The 18,393-nt window shown below is 70.9% G+C and carries 15 protein-coding genes; 10 read left to right on the forward strand and 5 right to left on the reverse strand.

The genetic code is table 11. The annotated features are described in order from the left end of the window. Positions 1-32: 32 nt before the first annotated feature. Positions 33-1,283 carry an MFS transporter gene (locus OG912_RS34120; RefSeq protein ID WP_327712674.1) on the forward strand — a complete coding sequence of 417 codons (1,251 nt, stop codon included), beginning with the start codon at positions 33-35 and terminating at the stop codon, positions 1,281-1,283. A 184-nt stretch (positions 1,284-1,467) separates the two neighbouring features. Then, positions 1,468-2,538 (forward strand): lactonase family protein, encoded by a 1,071-nt coding sequence (locus tag OG912_RS34125; RefSeq protein ID WP_327712675.1) that lies wholly within the window; start codon positions 1,468-1,470, stop codon positions 2,536-2,538. Between the two features lie 112 nt (positions 2,539-2,650). Here OG912_RS34125 and OG912_RS34130 read toward each other — a convergent pair whose 3' ends face one another. Together OG912_RS34130 and OG912_RS34135 are read right to left on the reverse strand one after the other, a co-directional pair. Then, positions 2,651-3,574 carry a sirohydrochlorin chelatase gene (locus tag OG912_RS34130; protein WP_327712676.1) on the reverse strand — a complete coding sequence of 308 codons (924 nt, stop codon included), beginning with the start codon at positions 3,572-3,574 and terminating at the stop codon, positions 2,651-2,653. 112 nt (positions 3,575-3,686) lie between these two features. Then, positions 3,687-4,715, reverse strand: coding sequence for an N-acetylglucosamine kinase (locus OG912_RS34135; RefSeq protein WP_327712677.1), 1,029 nt, complete (start codon positions 4,713-4,715; stop codon positions 3,687-3,689). A 157-nt stretch (positions 4,716-4,872) separates the two neighbouring features. Between OG912_RS34135 and OG912_RS34140 the strand changes: the two genes are divergently transcribed. After that, positions 4,873-5,550: a uracil-DNA glycosylase gene (locus tag OG912_RS34140; protein ID WP_326734596.1), complete on the forward strand. Its 678-nt coding sequence runs from the start codon at positions 4,873-4,875 to the stop codon at positions 5,548-5,550. 37 nt (positions 5,551-5,587) lie between these two features. Here the strand turns inward: OG912_RS34140 and OG912_RS34145 are convergent, their stop codons facing one another. The 3 genes from OG912_RS34145 to OG912_RS34155 form a co-directional block, all read right to left on the reverse strand. After that, positions 5,588-6,676 (reverse strand): WD40/YVTN/BNR-like repeat-containing protein, encoded by a 1,089-nt coding sequence (locus OG912_RS34145; protein WP_327712679.1) that lies wholly within the window; start codon positions 6,674-6,676, stop codon positions 5,588-5,590. Between the two features lie 131 nt (positions 6,677-6,807). Beyond that, positions 6,808-7,335: a GNAT family N-acetyltransferase gene (locus OG912_RS34150; RefSeq protein WP_327712681.1), complete on the reverse strand. Its 528-nt coding sequence runs from the start codon at positions 7,333-7,335 to the stop codon at positions 6,808-6,810. Positions 7,336-7,381: 46 nt separating this feature from the next. Continuing rightward, positions 7,382-8,440: a LacI family DNA-binding transcriptional regulator gene (locus OG912_RS34155; protein ID WP_327712682.1), complete on the reverse strand. Its 1,059-nt coding sequence runs from the start codon at positions 8,438-8,440 to the stop codon at positions 7,382-7,384. A gap of 214 nt (positions 8,441-8,654) precedes the next feature. Here OG912_RS34155 and OG912_RS34160 point away from each other — a divergent pair, with 214 nt between their 5' ends. The 7 genes from OG912_RS34160 to OG912_RS34190 all read left to right on the forward strand — a co-directional run bounded on the left by OG912_RS34160 (position 8,655) and on the right by OG912_RS34190 (position 18,368). Next, entirely contained in the window at positions 8,655-9,902 is a 1,248-nt protein-coding gene (locus OG912_RS34160; RefSeq protein ID WP_327713613.1) for an extracellular solute-binding protein, read from the forward strand. Between the two features lie 2 nt (positions 9,903-9,904). After that, positions 9,905-10,834 carry a carbohydrate ABC transporter permease gene (locus OG912_RS34165; protein WP_326734592.1) on the forward strand — a complete coding sequence of 310 codons (930 nt, stop codon included), beginning with the start codon at positions 9,905-9,907 and terminating at the stop codon, positions 10,832-10,834. 4 nt (positions 10,835-10,838) lie between these two features. Next, a complete protein-coding gene (locus OG912_RS34170) occupies positions 10,839-11,732 on the forward strand; it encodes a carbohydrate ABC transporter permease (RefSeq protein ID WP_327712683.1) in 894 nt (297 codons plus the stop codon). Positions 11,733-11,783: 51 nt separating this feature from the next. Then, the gene (locus OG912_RS34175) at positions 11,784-14,198 is read left to right on the forward strand and encodes a glycoside hydrolase family 3 N-terminal domain-containing protein (RefSeq protein WP_327712684.1); all 2,415 of its coding nucleotides are present in this window, start codon (positions 11,784-11,786) and stop codon (positions 14,196-14,198) included. A gap of 172 nt (positions 14,199-14,370) precedes the next feature. Then, positions 14,371-15,468 (forward strand): endo-1,4-beta-xylanase, encoded by a 1,098-nt coding sequence (locus OG912_RS34180; protein WP_327712685.1) that lies wholly within the window; start codon positions 14,371-14,373, stop codon positions 15,466-15,468. A 23-nt stretch (positions 15,469-15,491) separates the two neighbouring features. Further along, positions 15,492-16,760 (forward strand): glucarate dehydratase family protein, encoded by a 1,269-nt coding sequence (locus OG912_RS34185; RefSeq protein WP_327712686.1) that lies wholly within the window; start codon positions 15,492-15,494, stop codon positions 16,758-16,760. Positions 16,761-16,835: 75 nt separating this feature from the next. Beyond that, positions 16,836-18,368, forward strand: coding sequence for a sodium:solute symporter family protein (locus OG912_RS34190; protein ID WP_327712687.1), 1,533 nt, complete (start codon positions 16,836-16,838; stop codon positions 18,366-18,368). Positions 18,369-18,393: the final 25 nt, after the last annotated feature.

The following is an 18,393-nucleotide window of genomic DNA, read 5'->3' on the forward strand; positions in this document are numbered from 1 at the left end:
CAAGATGAAACCAACTGTCGGAGGGGTGCTGAATGCTCAGCAACTGTGAGGCTGCGACGCCACGGGCCGCAGCCGGGGGCGGAGGCTCCGGGTTCGTCCTGTCCCGCGGCGTCGTCATACTGTTCGCCGTCGCCTGCGGGACCGCGGTGGCCAACGTCTACTTCGCCCAGCCGCTTCTGGTGACTGTGGGCCACGACCTCGCTATGAGCCCGGCACTTGTCGGCAGCGTCGTCACCCTCACGCACGTCGGATACGGGCTGGGACTCTTCTTCCTCGTGCCGCTGGGCGACGTGGCCGACCGCAGGCGGCTCATCGTGGCCCAGCTGCTTCTCCTGGTGGTGGCGCTGGCAGCCGTCGCCACCGCCCACACCGCGGCGGTCCTTCTCGCGGGCATGGCCGGGATGGGGCTTCTCGCGGTAGTCACGCAGACGCTGGTGGCCTTCGCGGCGTCATTGGCTCCACCCGCCCGGCGAGGACGCGTCGTCGGCCTGGTGACCAGCGGCGTGGTCGTCGGGATTCTGATCGCCCGCACCGCATCCGGGCTCATGGCCGACCTCGCGGGCTGGCGCTCCGTCTACCTCGCTTCAGCGGCGCTCACCGCTCTGCTCGCCCTGGTCCTGCACCGGGTGCTGCCGCGCCACAACGACGTCCCGCCGACATCCCTGCGTTACGGACAGCTCCTGCGCTCCACCATCACCCTGTTCGCACGGGAACGGCTTCTGCGGCTCCGGGCCCTGCTCGGTCTGCTGATCTTTGCGGCCTTCAGCACCCTGTGGAGCAGCATCGCGCTGCCGCTCAGCGAGCCACCGTACTCCCTTTCCCACACCGCGATCGGGGCATTCGGGCTGGTCGGAGCCGTCGGCGCCCTGGCCGCGACCGTGGCGGGCCGCCTGAACGACCGCGGACTCTCCCGACGGACCACCGGCACAGCCCTGGCGCTGCTCGCTGCCTCGTGGCTGCCCTTGGCCTTCACCCGCAGCTCGCTCTGGGCCCTGGTCGTCGGCGTGATCCTCCTCGACCTGGCCGTGCAGGCTGTCCATGTCACCAACCAGACCCTGATCTATGAGCTGCACCCGGACGCGGGCAGCCGGCTGATCGGCGGATACATGGTCTTCTACTCGATCGGCAGCGCCACCGGCGCCATCGCCGCGACCTCCCTCTACGCGGCGGCCGGCTGGGACGCCGTATGCGCACTGGGCGCCGCAATCAGCTGCCTCGCGTTTGCGCTCTGGGCGCTCACGCGGCACAGCAGCCCGGACCCCACCACCCGGACCGCCGACTGAGGTCCTTCCGTGGCTGTTGATGTACGTGCGACGAACCGCCCGCCCGCCTCCTTCCGCCCCCTACCCCTGGTCCCGGCCTGACCCGCACCCCTGGTCCAGACCACGGGCGGACACTGCTACGGTCGCCGCGGAAGATCACGGCGGCCGTCGCCGTCGCGATCAGTCGGCGGAGAGAGGCAGTGCGGTGGACAGCAGCAACAGTGCCGGGCGGGCATTCATCGGGTCGTTCACCTCGGCGGGCGGACGCGGTATCACCGTCGCCGCCGTGGACGAGGAGACCGGGGCGCTCACCGTCCTCGGTACGACGGACGCCGTACCCGATCCCTCCTATCTCGCACTCGGCCGGGGCACCGGTCCCGGCGGCGTGGTCCTCTACGCGGTCAGCGAGACCGAGAAGGGTTCGGCAGCGGCCCTCGACATCAGCGACGACGTACCGCGGCCCCTCGGGGAGACCCGGCCGGTCGACGGCAACGGCCCCACCCACCTCGCGCTCGCGGGGGGCCATGTCGTCACCGCCAACTACGGCTCCGGCAGCGTGACCGTCCTTCCCGTGCTCCCGGACGGCTCGCTCGGCGCGGCCGGCTGTGTACTCGCGCACGAGGGCAGCGGTCCGGTCGTCGAGCGTCAGGAGGGGCCGCACGCCCATCAGGTCCTCCCGGACCCGTCGGGGAACTGGGTGCTCAGTGTCGACCTCGGTACCGATTCCGTACGGATCTGCGCGCTCGACCCGGACACCGGGGAGTTGCGCCCGCACGGTGAGACGGCGCTGCGGCCCGGCGTCGGGCCGCGCCATCTCGCGTTCCACCCCGCGGGCGGCCACGCCTATGTGCTGAACGAGCTGGAGCCCACCGTCACGGTGTGCCGGTGGGACGCTGCCGCCGGGGTCCTGGAAGCCGTCGGCGATACGCCCGTGCTGCCTGCCGGGGTGAGTGGCGCCGGCAACCCGGTGAGTTATCCGTCCGAGGTCGTCGTGGCACACGACGGACGGTTCCTCTGGGTGGCCAACCGCGGCCACGACAGCATCTCCGTACTCACCCTCGACGCCACGGGCGAGCAGGCGTCCCTGGTCACGACCGTGAGCTGTGGCGGGCACTGGCCGCGCGACCTCGCCCTCGACCCCACCGGGCGGCGGCTCTACGCCGCCAACGAGCGTTCGGGGAACGTCAGCTGGTTCGCCGTGGACCCGGAGACCGGTGTCCCGGCTCCGGAAGGCTCTCTGGAGGTTCCTGCGGCCTCCTGCGTGATCTTCGCCTGAGGAACGGCAGACGCCCCGGGGCCCGTGAACGGGCCCCGGGGCGTACGTGCGGGCGGGGTGCGTCGGCCGCCCCGCTCCCGCGACGGACGGCGCCCCCGGCCTGCGGCCGGGATCAGTGGACCTGGGCCCCCTGCGCCATCGCCGGAGCGATGCCCAGCGTGGTCATGTACATCGACAGCACCAGCTTGCCGATCGCCGGGTACGCGCCGAGCGGCTCGGCGCCGGCGCAGCCGGCTTCCTTCACCGCGGCGTCCAGCAGGCCGCCGGCCACCTCGGGACCCACCAGGTAGGGCGCCACGGCCAGCTGCAGCGAACCGGAGCCCCTCAGCTGCTCGGCGATCGAGGCGACCGAGCCCTCGACGTCGAGCGCGGCGGCCATCACCGGCACCGCGAGCCGTGCGGCCAGCAGCATGCCGGTGATCCCGGCAGCCTGTACGGCCTCCTCGCCGCCCACGGTGGCCAGCACGATGCCGTCGGCGGCCGTGGCCACGGTGAACAGCCTGGCGCGGTCGGCGCGCGCGAGACCGGCCTCGGAGAGACGTACGTGCAGCGCCTCGGCGAGCAGCGGGTGCGGGCCGAGCACATCGGTCAGCTCGGCCGGAGCCCGGCTGTCCTCGATGGCGCGGCGTATCCGCTGCACCAGCGTGCTGTCGGGTCCCGCGAGCAGCGGCACCACGACGGCGGCCGGGCCCTCGGGCTCGGCGGCCTCACGGCCGACGGCCTTGGCCTGCTCGAAGCGCGCGATGCGTTCGGCGGCGGCGTGTACGAGAACGGACGTGAGAGTGGGGTACTCGGCGTCGTCGCCGTCGAGGTAACCGATCAGGGCGTTCAGACCGGGCAGCTCGGAGCGGGCGATGCTGATCACCTCTTCGGCCAGACTGCGGCTGGCCGAGGAGGGGGTACCGGGAACGGCAAGAACGAGCGCGGCAGCGCCCTCAGGTGCGACCACGGGCTCCGGGCGGCGGTGCCGTCCGGACTGGCGAGGTCGCGGCATTCGTACAGGCAGGCCGGAAGCGGGCCCAGTGGGGGTGCTCATGGCGCCGCATGCTACTGGTTTTGGGTACCCCGCTGCTCGGGGAGGGGCCGGTCGAGCGTTGTCTGTCCGCATTTATCCGATCAGTGGCTTACTGGTCAACTGCCCTGCTCTGTCACCCCGGGGAGCGGCCGGATTCCGGGGTGGGCACGGTGACCCGGAGCAGGGTGGGATGGAGCGGCAGCCGCAGCCCCCCCGTGGCCAGGGCCTGCGCGATGCGCAGCGAACCGGTCAGCGGATCACCCGAACCGGGGACTGCCCGTGCATGCGGCAGCTGCCGAGCCACCTCCTCGCGCAGTGGCATGAGCAGCGGCTCACCCATCCGGAACAAGCCACCCGTCAGCGCCACTTCGTACCCGGCGTCGTCCGCCCCGGCCTTCGGGCACACCGCGGCGGCCGCTGCGGCAATGTGTTCGGCGGCGTCGCGGAGGATTCCCCCGGCGACGGGATCATGGGCCGCGCACGCGGCCACTTCGGGAGCGAAGGAGGCCAGGACCGCGGGCCGGTCGGTACGCGGATAGAGCAGGCCGGGCAGTTCCGGCGCCGGACCGAACACCGCCTCCAGCCGGGCCAGCAGGGCCGGGGAGCCGCCGCGCCGCCCGTCATGGGCGCGCATTGCCGCGTCGAGGCCGGCCCGCCCGATCCAGGCGCCCCCTCCACTGTCGCCCAGCAGATGACCCCAGCCGTCGGCCCTGTGCCACTGCGTGAGATCCGTGCCCAGCGCGATCAGACCGGTGCCGCCCGCCACGACCGCGCCGGGCCGCTGCCCGACCGCCCCGGCGTAGGCGGTCACCGCGTCGGCGGCGAGCGCCAGCCGCCGAATCCCGAGGGCGTCCGCCAGGGCCGCGGGCAGTTCGGCGCGCAGCTGTTCGCCGAGTGTGGCCATGCCTGCTGCCCCGATTGCCGCGGCGGCGATCCGGTCACCGCCGCCGTGCCGGGCGAGCAGCCGGCGTGCGGTGGGCAGCAACTGATCGAGGAGGTGGGCGGCGTCGATGCCCAAGGGCCCGGTCCGCACCGGTTCGGCGCACATCGCCGTGCCCAGGGGGGCGTCCCCGCCCACGGTGCCCAGCGCCACCCGCAGTCCGGAACCGCCGGAGTCGACCCCGAGGACGTACTCCCCGGGCGCATGCCGGTGTGACTCCATGGAGCGGCTCCCGTAAGCAGAGGAATGACGGCGGCAGCCTATCTCCAGGCGCTTCGCGAGGATCCCGGGGTGCCGCGACAGGGCTGTCCGGCCTGCGAGTTCACCGGGGGTGGGGGAGTCGCGAGGCATCTGCCGTTACGCCGGTAGGGTGAGTCATGTGACAGCGCGACCGTTGAACGAAGTTGTGGAGCCCGGCTGGGCTCAGGCCCTGGCCCCCGTGGCGGGACGCATCGCCGAGATGGGGGACTTCCTGCGTGCGGAGGTCGCGGCAGGGCGTACGTATCTGCCGTCGGGGGCGAACGTGCTGCGCGCGTTCCAGCAGCCCTTCGACGAGGTGCGTGTGCTGATCGTAGGTCAGGACCCGTACCCCACACCGGGCATGGCGATCGGGCTGAGTTTCGCGGTCGCACCCGAGGTCCGTCAGCTTCCGGGCAGTCTGGAGAACATCTACCGCGAGCTGCACGCGGACCTGGGGCTGCCCCGCCCGTCGAACGGCGATCTGACCCCATGGACGCGGCAAGGTGTGCTTCTGCTGAACAGGGCGCTGACGGCTGCGCCCCGCAACCCCGGCGCCCACCGGGGCAAGGGGTGGGAAGAGGTCACCGAGCAGGCGATCCGGGCGCTGGTCGCACGGGGTACCCCGCTGGTGTCCATCCTGTGGGGCCGCGACGCCCGCAATCTCCGGCCGTCGCTGGGGGACTTCCCGGCGATCGAGTCCGCCCATCCGTCCCCCCGGTCGGCGGACGCCGGCTTCTTCGGGTCGCGCCCCTTCAGCAAGGCCAATGAGCTCCTGGCCCGCCAGGGGGCGCAGCCCGTGGACTGGCGCCTGCCGTAGGGGTCGGCGACCTCGGTCGTCGGGGCGCCCCTTTCGGTCACCCTTCGATGGCTGCCGCCCGAACACACAGGACGTCCGGCAGGTGCGAGGCGAGCTGCTGCCAGCTGTCCCCGTCGTCCGCGCTCGCGTACACCTCGCCGTTGCGGTTGCCGAAGTACACGCCGGCCGGATCTGCGTCGTCCGTACAGAGCGCGTCGCGCAGCACCGTGCCGTAATGCGCGCCATCGGGCAGGCCCGCAGACAGGGGTTCCCAGCTGTTGCCCGCATCGGTGGTCCGGAAGACCCGGCAGCGGTGCTCGGCGGGTACCCGGTCGGCGTCGGCGTTGATCGGGAAGAGGTACGCCGTGTCGGCACGGTGCGGGTGTGCCGCCACCGCGAAGCCGAAGTCGGAGGGCAGGCCGGCGCCGATGTCCGTCCAGTGACCGCCGGCGTCGTCGCTGCGGAATACCCCCCAGTGGTTCTGGAGATAAAGCCGGTCGGGATCGACGGCGTCCCGGCTGACCTTGTGCACGCACTGGCCGAACTCCGGATCGGGGTCGGGCAGGAAGACCGCCGAGACACCCTTGTTGGCCGGGGCCCAGCTCTCGCCGCCGTCCGCCGTCCTGAAAACCCCGGCGGTGGAGACGGCGACTGTGACCGCCCGGGGGTCCCGCTCGTCCGTCAATACCGTGTGCAGCCCCTCGCCACCCCCGCCCGGTACCCACTTCGAGCGCGTCGGGTGTTCCCAGAGCGGGCGCACCAGCTCGAACGACTCGCCCCTGTCCCGCGAGCGGAACAGCGCGGCCGGTTCGGTGCCCGCGTACACGACGTCGGGCGCCTCGGGGCCCGCCGGGTGCAGCTGCCAGACCCGCTCCAGCGATGTCCCGGTGAACTCCGGGAACTTCACGGCCGGTTGCTTCGGCTCGACCCAGGTCTCGCCCAGGTCGTCGGAGTGGAAGACGGACGGGCCCCAGTGCGCGCTGTCGCCGCCCACCAGGAGCCGGGGGGCTTTCGCGCGTTTGTCGATGGCGATCGAGTAGATCGCCTGCGCATTGAAATGCGGACCGCCGAACTCCCATGCCCCGCCGCGCCTGCGACCGATGAAGAGCCCCTTACGGGTGCCGACGGTGAGCAGAACATCGGTCATGACCGAACCTCCCGAAACGCCGTTGTGTCGGATAGGAGCCAGTCTGCACCCGGCCACTGACAGTGGCGCGCAGGACAGCTCCGGACACCGCCGCATTCGCGGCCGGCGACGGGTTTCGGAAGCCCGGACCCTCAGTGCCCCGGGCCGGGCACCCTGGGACGGGTGAGAAGACGGGTCGTGCTTCCGTCGTCCTCCGTGAGGTCGCGGACATGACGGAAGCCGATCCGGTTCAGCAGGGCGAGCGACGCCTCGTTGGTGGCGTCCACCGTCGCGTGCACCTCGGCCAGGCCCAGGGTGCCGAAGCCATGGGCGACCAGCGTCTCGGCGATCTCGGTGCCCAGTCCCTGTCCCCACGCCGTGGGGGTCACGGCGTAGACGATCTCGTGGCCATCCACGCCGGGGGTGGGGGACGGCTTGATCTCCGCGTGCCCGACCGCCCGCCCGTCGTGCCGCACCACCCAGACGCCGAACAGGTCCTGTGCGTACACCTTCGTGAAGAGCCGGCCGAAGAGTGCCCGGTCCTCGGCCTCCTCGTCCACGCCGTCGCCCATCCAGCGGCCCACCCGGGCGTCCTGGAAGAGCGCGACGAAGTCTTCCTCGTCGGTGGGTGCGTACGGCTCCAGCAGCAACCGCTGCGTCCGCAGGACAGGGGTCTTCATGCCGCGCGACGGTACCGACGCCCGCATACGGCCGCAACCGAGTTGATCAACGCCCGGGGGCCGCCGTGCTGCTGCGTACGACCAGGTTGGTGGCCAGGTCGACGCGGGTGGTCGCGGGCTGGCGGCCCCGGCCGAGGTCGAGGACCAGCCGGGCCGCGGTCTCCGCCATCTCTATGAGCGGCTGGCGCACCGTGGTCAGCGGCGGCCCGATCCACCGGGTGAGCGGCAGGTCGTCGAAGCCGACCACGCTGAGGTCCTCGGGGATGCGCAGTCCCAGTTCGCGCGCGGCCTCGTACACGCCGAGCGCCTGCAGGTCGTTCCCGGCGAAGATGGCGGTCGGCCGGTCGGCCATGCGCAGCAGCTCCATGCCCGTGGCGTAGCCCGCCTCGTGCTGGAACTCGCCCTCGCGGACCAGATCGGGGTCGATCGGCAGGCCCGCGGTTTCCAGGGCGGCGCGGTAGCCGTCCACCCGGGCGCGGCTGCACATCATGCGCGAAGGTCCGCTGATGACTCCGATCCTGCGGTGTCCGAGCCCGGTGAGGTGGCGGGTGGCGGCGAGCCCGCCCTGCCAGTTCGTCGTCCCGACCGAGGGGACGTCGTCGCCGGGATCGCCGGCCGGGTCGACCACCGCGTACGGGATGCTGCGGCTGGTCAGCTGGGCGCGCTGCGCGGCGGTGAGGTCCGACAGGACCAGGATCACCCCGACCGGCCTGCGGGCCAGTACGCCGTCCACCCAGGTCTGTCCGGGGGTGAGGCGGCCCGCGCTCTCCGAAAGGACCAGGCTCAGGCCCTCCTCGCGCGCGACGTTCTCCACCCCGCGCACGACCTCCATGGCCCATGCGCTGTCCAGCTCGTGGAAGACCAGATCGATCAGCTGCGACTGGGTCGTGGAGCCGCGTCTGCGGCGGTAGCCGTGCAGCAGCAGCAGCTCCTCCACCTTGGTGCGCGTGCCGGGGGCGACGTCGGCACGCCCGTTCAGCACTTTCGAAACTGTCGGAGCCGAGACTCCGGCCGCTCGGGCGATTTCCGCCAGGGTGGCGGTGCCGTCCGACGACTCGCCGGCAGGCGCATTCTCCTGATGTGACTGGACGTTTGCGGGGCTCATGCAGGGAATCGTAACTGCCCGGCGCCGGGAGGGAGGAGTGGGGCTCGGAGGAAAATTCCCCGCTCCGGACCTCTTGACTGGCCCGAAACACGACCGTACGGTTCCGGCAACATTCGCAAGCAGGGCCGAAACATTCGACAGAGGTGCGGTCATGGGGTCGGGAATTTTCACTCAGAGTACGCGTGCGGCGAGATGGACCGCGGCCGGTGCGGCCATGGTCATGGCGGGCGTGCTGGCGGGCTGCGGGTCGAACGGCGGCAGTGGTGGTGACGGTGGCACCCTCACCGCGTACGTCTACGGCGACGACGCGGTCAAGGTCCAGCAGGCGGCGGTCGAGGAGTTCAACAAGACCTCGAAGGTCAAGGTCAAGCTGATCCCGGTCCCGGGCACGGAGTACGTCAACAAGCTGCGCAGCGCCATGGGCTCGCCCAGCGCTCCGGACATCTTCTACAACTGGGGCAGCGGCTCCATCAAGCCCTACCGCGACGCCGGCCAGCTGGTCGACCTGACCTCGACCGTGAAGAACGACGCCACCCTCAAGGACGGCTTCCTCCCGTCCATCGTCGAGGCGGGCAGCCTGGACGGAAAGATCTACGGGGTGCCGATGCGCGGCATGCAGCCCGTGATGCTCTTCTACAACAAGAAGCTCTTCGCCGAGAACAAGCTGGAGGCCCCCAAGACCTGGGAGGAGCTCCAGCACGCCATCACCACGTTCAAGGACAAGGGCATCACCCCCTTCGCGCTCGGCGGCCAGGAGAAGTGGCCCGAGCTGATGTGGCTGGAGTACCTGCTCGACCGGATCGGCGGCCCCGAGGTCTTCAACAAGATCCAGAGCGGGGACGCGTCCGCCTGGGGCGACCCCGCGGTCCTCAAGTCAGCCCAGACCGTGAAGGAACTGGTCGACGCCGGAGCCTTCGGCAAGAACTTCAACTCCGTCGACTACGGCAGCGGCGCAGCCCCCACCCTGCTCAGCAAGGGCAAGGCGGCCATGCACCTGATGGGTTCGTGGGAGTACTCGACCCAGCTCGGCAAGGCACCGGAATTCGCCAAGAACGACCTCGCATGGGCCAACTTCCCGACCGTGGCCGGCGGTGTCGGTGACCCGGCCAACGTGGTCGGCAACCCCACCAACTACTGGTCGATCAACTCCCGCACCAAGCACAAGGAAGCGGCCATAGCCTTCCTCAAGACCATGGCGTCCACGTCCTACGCCCAGGCCCTGGTCGACAACGGTGACGTACCGACCACGTCCAACGCCGCCTCCATGCTGAGCGGATCGCCCAACCCGCAGTTCGCGAAGGACCAGTACGACATGGTCCAGAAGGCCCCGAGCTTCACCCTCTCGTGGGACCAGGCGTTGGAGTCCGATGTCGCCACCCCGCTGCTCACCGAGATCAGCAAGCTGTTCGCCGGCAAGTCCACGCCCGAGCAGTTCGTCGCCGCGATGAAGGCCGTCAAGTAACGATGTCCCACGTCTCTTCGTACAAAACAGTGCGCAGAGGAAGGAAGGCGGCCGCCGGTAACGTCGGCCGCCCCTCGGTCGCCTGGGCCCTGCCCGGCATCCTCTTCTTCGCTCTCTTCGCGATCGTCCCGCTGGCGATCGCCGTCTATCTCTCCTTCTGCCACTGGGACGGGCTGAACTCCCCGACCCCCATCGGCACGGACAACTGGACCCGGCTGTTCAAGGACCCCGAGTTCCGTCAGGCCGCCTGGCTCAGCCTGCTGCTCACCTCGATCAGCTGGGCGTTCCAGACCCCCGTCGCGCTGCTCCTCGGTGTCTGGGCGGCGGGCAAGCAGCGCAGCAGGGCCGTGCTCTCCGCGGTGTTCTTCATTCCGCTGCTGCTCTCCACCACGGCCATCGCGATGCTGTTCCATGCGCTGCTCGACCCCAACTTCGGCGTGATCAAGACCATCGGCCCCTGGGTCGGCATCGACCCGAACGTCATGGGTTCGTCCACCGGGGCCCTGCTCACCGTGGCGTTCGTCGGCGGCTGGCAGTTCATGCCCTTCCACACCCTGATCTACCAGGGCGGCACCCGGCAGATCCCGCAGGTCCTGTACCAGGCGGCGGAGATCGACGGAGCCGGCATGCTCCGGCAGTTCTTCCACATCACCCTGCCGCAGCTGCGCCACACGATCACGACCTCCTCGGTCCTGATGATCGTCGGCTCGCTGACCTACTTCGACACCGTGCTGATCATGACCAGGGGCGGCCCCGGCACGGACACCACCGTGCTGCCCTACCTGATGTACCGGACCGGTTTCCAGACCTACGACCTCGGCTATGCCGCGGCGATCGCGACGGCCCTGGTCGTGGTGGCCACCGCCCTGTCGCTGATCCTCGTCCGCTTCAGCGGTTTCGGGAACATGCGGTCCACCCGGGAAGGTATGTGACGAGATGTCGATCGACACCCGCCCCATGGCACGCCCCACGTCGCCCGTGACCCGGAGCCGGCTTGCCGCCGCCCGGCGCCGCAGGAAGTGGGGCAACCCACTGGCCGGCCTCGGCTCGATGGTCTGGCTCGTGCTCGTGCTCGTCCCGCTCTACACGCTGATCTCCTCGTCGCTCATGCGCCAGGACGAGGCGCTGAACGGCGATCCGCTGGCCGTCCCGACCAGCCCCACGCTCGACAACTACCGCACCGTGCTGGACAGCGGCTTCTCCACGATGCTCACCAACACCGCGATCGTCGCGGTGTCCACCGTGGTCATCGTGCTCGCCCTCGCGGTGCCCGTCGCCTATGTCGCGGTACGGACCCGGAGCCGGCTCTCCTCGCTCGCCTTCCGGACCTTCCTGCTCGGCGTCGCGATCCCCGCGCAGGCGGTGATCGTGCCGCTCTACCTGCTCATCAGCAAGATGGGTCTGTACGACAGCCTGCCGGCGATCATCCTGCCGACCGCGGCGTTCGCGATGCCGGTCGCGGTGCTGATCCTCAGCGGCACCATGCGTGACGTGTCCGAGGAGATGTACGAGGCGATGGCGCTCGACGGCGCGACGCCGCTGCGGATGCTGTGGCAGCTGGCGATCCCGATGTCCAAGGGCGGCATCAGCACGGTGGCCATCTACACGGCCCTCCAGGCGTGGAACGGCTTCCTGTTCCCGCTGATCCTGACCCAGTCGGAGGAGAACCGCGTGCTGACGCTGGGTCTCTTCAACTTCATGTCCCAGTTCGGGATGAACATCCCTGCCGTGCTGGCCGCGATCGTGCTCTCCGTCGTGCCGATCTTCGCCGTGTACCTCGTGGCACGGAAGGCGCTGGTCAACGGACTGATGGGGGTGGGCGGCAAGTAGCGCCTCGATGCCGCCCGTACCACCGCACTCTTGAGAGGAATCCCTGCCGCCATGGCAATCCCCCCTGTCCCGCACGCCCGCAGGACCGAAACGGCCCCGGCCGTCGACGGCCCCTGGCGCGATCCCTCCCTCACCCCGGAGGAACGGGTGGCCGACCTGGTCCCCCGGATGACCCTGGAGGAGAAGGCCGCCCAGCTGTACGGAATCTGGGTGGGCGCCGACGCCGACGGCGACGGGGTCGCCCCGCACCAGAACGACATGGTCGACCCGGTGGACTGGGACGACCTGACCACCCGTGGCCTCGGCCAGCTCACCCGGCCCTTCGGCACCGCCCCCGTCGACCCCGGTGTCGGCGCCCTCGCCCTGGCCCGCGCCCAGGGCCGGATCGCCGAGGCCGGCCGCTTCGGCATCCCGGCCCTCGCCCACGAGGAGTGCCTGGCCGGCTTCACCGCCTGGGGCGCCACCGCCTACCCCGTCCCCCTGTCGTGGGGCGCGGCCTGGAATCCGGAGCTGGTCGCCGAGATGGCCCACCGGATCGGCGCCGACATGCGGGCCGTCGGCGTCCACCAGGGGCTCGCGCCCGTCCTGGACGTGGCACGCGACCTGCGCTGGGGCCGGGTCGAGGAGACCATCGGTGAGGACCCCTATCTGGTGGCCACCATCGGTACCGCTTACGTCCGCGGACTGGAGTCCGCCGGGATCATCTCCACGCTCAAGCACTTCGCCGGGTACTCGGCTTCCGCCGGTGCCCGCAACCTCTCACCGGTACGGGCCGGGGCCCGTGAGATGGCGGACGTGATCCTGCCACCCTTCGAGATGGCCCTGCTGGAGGGCGGGGCGCGTTCGGTGATGCACTCGTACGCCGAGATCGACGGCGTGCCCGCGGCCGCCGACCCGGCCCTGCTCACCGGTCTCCTCAGGGACACGTGGGGATTCAGCGGGACCGTCGTCGCCGACTACTTCGGCATCGGCTTCCTGGAGACGCTGCACAAGGTCGCCGCCGACCGTGCGGACGCCGCCCGGCTCGCCCTGGGAGCCGGCGTCGACGTGGAACTGCCCACCGTCCGCAGCTACGGTGACGTCCTCGTCGCCGCCGTACGGGACGGGGCGGTGGACGAGGCGCTCGTCGACCGGGCCCTGCACCGCGTCCTGCTCCAGAAGTGCGAAATCGGACTGCTCGACCCGGACTGGTCGCCGCTGCCTGCCGCCCTGAAGGGCGCCGACCCCGAGGAGGCCCGCGACACCGTCGACCTCGACCCCCCGGAGAACCGGGCCCTGGCCCGGGAGCTCGCCGAGCAGGCCTGTGTGCTGCTCGCCAACCCCGGCGGCACTCTGCCGCTGGGGGACGCAGGGCGGATCGCCGTGGTCGGGCCCCGTGCGGACGACGCACTGGCCATGCTCGGCTGCTACTCCTTCCCCAGTCATGTCGGCGTCTCGCACCCCGAGTTCGAGAGGGGGATCGATGTGCCGACGGTGCTGGAGTCGCTGCGCGGGGAGTTCCCCGGCTCCGGCGTCGACTTCGCCGCCGGCTGCGAGGTGGACGGCACGGACACCTCCGGGTTCGCGGACGCCGTCCGCCTGGCCCGGGGCGCCGATGTCTGCGTCGCCGTGCTCGGTGACCGGGCCGGTCTCTTCGGCCGCGGCACGTCCGGCGAGGGCTGCGACGCGGCCGATCTGTCGCTGCCCGGCGTGCAGGGCGAGCTCCTCGACGCCCTGCTCGCCACGGGTACCCCGGTGGTCCTGGTGCTGCTGACGGGCCGCCCGTACGGGCTGGGACGCTGGGCGGACCGGACGGCGGCCGTCGTGCAGGCCTTCTTCCCGGGGGAGGAAGGCGGTCCGGCGCTGGCGGGCGTGCTCTCCGGCCGGGTCAACCCCTCCGGCCGGCTGCCGGTGAGCGTGCCGCAGGGGCCGGGTGGTCAGCCGTGGACGTATCTGCAGCCGCCGCTGGGGCTGGTGAGCGGGGTCAGCAACCTGGACCCGACACCGCTCTATCCCTTCGGGCACGGCCTGTCGTACACCACCTTCGACTGGGAGCAGGGCGATCCCGCCCCGGCCGGGATCCCCACCGACGGCTCCACCGACGTCGAGGTCACGGTCCGCAACACCGGGGAGCGCGAGGGCGCCGAAGTGGTGCAGCTCTACCTCCACGACCCGGTGGCCCAGACGACCCGGCCGCAGGCACGGCTGATCGGCTACGCAAGGGTCCCGCTCGCCGCCGGCGAGGCGGCCAGGGTCCGGTTCCGCTTCCACGCGGATCTGGCGTCCTTCACCGGCATCGGCGGCCGTCGTGTCGTCGAGCCCGGAGAGCTCGAACTGCGCCTCGCCGCCTCCAGCGACACGGCCGACATCCGCCGGACCCTGCGGCTCCGGCTCACCGGCCCCGAGCGCATCGTCGACCACCGTCGACAGCTCGTCTGCGGCACTTCGGTCGAGCCCGCCCCCGTGCCGGAGCCGGCCGCGCGCTGACCCGTACCGCCCGCACAGCCGCACCATCCCTCTCGTGAACCTCCCCGCCGCCACTACGGTCTCCCCGTCGGATGCGGGGAGGTTCACGAAACTTTCGAAGCATCTTCATCGAATGCGCGTCGATCCCGGCACCCAGGTTCCGGGGGAGACGCGCCCACCGAAGGGATATGTCATGCGCAAGACAGCCCAGGCCGCCATGATCGGCACCGCCGCCGCGGCCCTGCTCGTCTCCTCCTTCACTCTCAGCGCCTCGGCCGCACCGGAACACTCCGGCTCCCACGCGAAGCCCAAGCTCCCCGTCGCCGACACTCTGGGCAGCCTCGGCAAGCGGGCCGACCTGCGCATCGGCACAGCAGTCGACATGGCGGCCCTGGCCGCCGACGCGCCCTACCGGGCCAAGGCGGCGAGCGAGTTCACCTCCGTCACACCGGAGAACGTCATGAAGTGGGAGGTCGTCGAGAAGGAGCGCGGCACCTACGACTGGGCCGCCGCCGACGAACTGGTCGACTTCGCCGGAGCCAACGGACAGCTGGTGCGCGGCCACACCCTGCTCTGGCACAACCAGCTGCCCGCCTGGCTCACCGAGGGCGACTTCGGCGCCGACGAGCTGCGCGCGGTCCTGCGCAAGCACATCACCGACGAGGCCGGCCACTTCAAGGGCCGGATCTGGCAGTGGGACGTCGTCAACGAGGCCTTCAACGACGACGGGACCCTGCGCGACAGCATCTGGCTGCAGAAGCTCGGCCCCGGCTACATCGCGGACGCCTTCCGCTGGGCCCACCAGGCCGACCCCAAGGCCAAGCTCTTCATCAACGACTACAACATCGAAGGCGTCAACGCGAAGAGCACCGCGCTCTACGACCTGGTCGTGGAGCTGCGCAAGCAGCACGTACCGATCGACGGTGTCGGCATCCAGGGGCACCTCTCCGTCCAGTACAACGCCCCGCACGACATCGCCGACAACATGAAGCGGTTCGACGACCTCGGCCTGGAGACCGCGATCACCGAGGCCGACGTCCGCATCCCGATGCCCTCCGACAGCACCAAGCAGGAGGCCCAGGCCGAGGGCTACGACGTGCTGCTGCGCGGCTGCCTGCTCACCCGTCGCTGCACCGACTTCACCGTGTGGGGCTTCACCGACACGTACTCGTGGGTGCCCGACACCTTCGAGGGCGAGGGCGCGGCCAACCTCTTCGACGAGAACTACGCGGCCAAGCCCGCCTACAGCGCCCTGCGCGACGACCTGAAGCTCGCCGCGGGCCGGGACTGACCGCTCACGGGAAGGGCATCGGTATGACGAACGGCCTCCGGATCACCGGAGTGAGAATCACCCCCGTGGCCTTCCGGGACCCGGCGCTGCTGAACGCCGTCGGCGTGCACGAACCCTACGCACTGCGCGCGATCGTCGAGGTCGACACCGGCGAAGGGCTCGTCGGCCTCGGCGAGACCTACGCCGACGAGGGCCATCTGCGCCGCCTGCGGGCGGCCGCGGACGCCCTCACCGGGATGGACGCGTACGCACTCGGCGCCATGCACCGCAAGGTGGCCGAGGCCCTCGCCGGGGACGACGGCACCGGCGGCTCGGGACTCACCGGGATGATCACCACCAGCAGTGCCGTCGACCGGGTCTTCTCCCCGTTCGAGGTCGCCTGTCTGGACCTCCAGGGGAAGGCCGCCGGCCGCCCGGTCAGCGATCTGCTGGGCGGTGCGGTGCGGGACTCCGTCCCGTTCAGCGCCTACCTCTTCTACAAATGGGCCGGGCACCCCGGCGCCGAACCCGACGACTGGGGCGCGGCGCTGGACCCGGACGCCGTCGTCGCCCAGGCCCGGCGAATGATCACCCAGTACGGATTCACGGCGGTCAAGCTCAAGGGCGGCGTCAGGCCGCCCGAGGAGGAGATCGAGGCAGTCCTCGCCCTGCGCGAGGCCTTCCCCGGGGTGCCGCTCAGGCTCGATCCCAACGCGGCCTGGAGCGTGCCGACTTCGGTCGCGGTGGCCCGCCGGCTGGAGGGGGTCCTCGAATACCTGGAGGACCCCACCCCCGGACTCTCGGGCATGGCGGAGGTGGCACGGCAGACCCCGATCCCGCTCGCCACCAACATGTGCGTCGTCGCCTTCGACCATCTGGCGCCCGCCGTGGAGCAGGGCGCCGTGCAGGTGGTGCTCTCCGACCACCACTACTGGGGCGGTCTGCACCGCTCGAAACTGCTCTCCGGAATCTGCGACACCTTCGGCATGGGGCTGTCCATGCACTCCAACTCCCACCTCGGCATCAGCCTGGCCGCGATGACCCACCTGGCAGCCGCCACACCCCATCTCACCTACGCCTGTGACACCCACTGGCCGTGGAAGACGGAGGAGGTCGTCGAGCCCGGCGTGCTCGAATTCATCGACGGGTCGGTCCGGGTCCCCCAGGGGCCGGGGCTGGGTGTGGAGCTCGACCGTGACGCACTGGCCCGGCTGCACGAGCAGTACCTCGCCTGCGGTCTGCGCAACCGGGACGACACCGGCTACATGCGGCGGATCGACCCGGACTACGAGAAGAAGTCACCGCGCTGGTGACCCCCGCCGCGGAACCCCGCCGTCGGCTCCGCGGCCCCAGCTCCGTCCCCCTTCACAGGACATCGAGGATCTCTCATGGCCCCTCTCGACTGGGCCGCCCTGGGCGGCTACTTCCTGGTGATGCTGCTCATCGGTCTCTGGTCGCACAAGCGCGTCGGTGACGTCAGCGACTACTTCACCGGTGGCGGCCGGATGCCCTGGTGGCTGTCCGGCATCTCCCACCACATGTCCGGCTACAGCGCCGCCGTGTTCGTCGCCTACGCGGCCATCGCCTACAGCTACGGCATCACCGTCTACGTCTGGGCGTTCCTGCCGCTCGCCCTCGGCACCGGCGTCGGCGCCTGGCTCTTCGCCCCGCGCTGGAACCGGCTGCGGCAGCGGTACGCCGTCGCCTCGCCGCTGGAGTACCTGGCCAAGCGGTACAACGTCCCCACCCAGCAGGCGCTCGCCTGGAGCGGCGCCCTGCTCAAGGTTTTCGACGTCGCCGCGAAATGGGCGTCGGTGGCGGTCCTGCTCAACGTGTTCACCGGTATGTCCATGACGGCCGGCATCCTGATCACCGGCGTGGTCACGCTGCTGTACTGCACGGTCGGCGGACTGTGGGCCGACGCGCTCACCGACTTCGGCCAGTTCATCATCCAGGGCTTCGCGGCCCTGGCCATGGTCTGGGTCGTGCTCGACCGGCTCGGCGACGGCATATCCGGCCTCGGCACCATCTGGCACCGGCTGCCGGAGGGGCACGGCCACCCGCTCGTCGGTCCGTACACCGCCACCTTCCTCGGCGCCTACGTCGTCGTGAAGCTCTTCGAGTACAACGGCGGCATGTGGAACCTGGCCCAGCGCTACATGGCCACCGACACCCCGAAGGCCGCCCGCCGTTCGGCCGGACTCTCCGCCGTGCTGTACGTGGTGTGGCCCGCGGTCCTGCTGTTCCCGCCGCTCGCCGCGGCGGTGCTGCTGCCGGACATCACCGACCCGCAGAAGGTCTACGCGCTGATGGCCCAGTCGTATCTGCCGGCGGGCCTGGTGGGGCTGACCCTGGCGGGGATGTTCTCCCACACGATGGCCATGGCATCCTCCGACGCCAACGCGGTCTCCGCCGTCGTCACCCGCGACATCATCCCGGCGCTCGTGCGCGGCGCCAGGAACCTGCCCCCGGCGACGGGGCTGCTCATCGCCCGGGTCTGCACGGTCGTCTTCATCACCATCAGCATGGTCGTCGCCATCGAAGCCGATCACTTCGGCGGGGTGCTGGGCATCATCGTCGGCCTGGTCGCCGCCGTGATGGGGCCGATCTCCATTCCGATGCTGCTCGGACTGCTGCCCCTGTTCTGCCGGTGCGGCCCACGGGCGGCGCTGTCCTCCTGGGGGCTCGGGCTGCTCGGCTACGTCCTGGTGAAGTTCGTCCTCGACAGCTCCGACCAGACCCTGGTCATCGTCACCCCGCTGGTGACCTCGCTGGTGGTGTACGTCGTCGTCGGGCTGGTCGCCCCCGAACCCGACGCGACGGCCGACGCGATCACCGCCGCGGTCTCGGGCCCCGACGGAGACGACGAGCCGGCCGTGGTGGCGCAGCCGCAGCCCGTGGTGCCCGGCTCCACCGGCTGACCCGGGCCCGGCCCGTTCCGGACAA

The sequence above is a fragment of the Streptomyces sp. NBC_00464 genome (genome assembly GCF_036013915.1).
Taxonomy (GTDB): domain Bacteria; phylum Actinomycetota; class Actinomycetes; order Streptomycetales; family Streptomycetaceae; genus Streptomyces.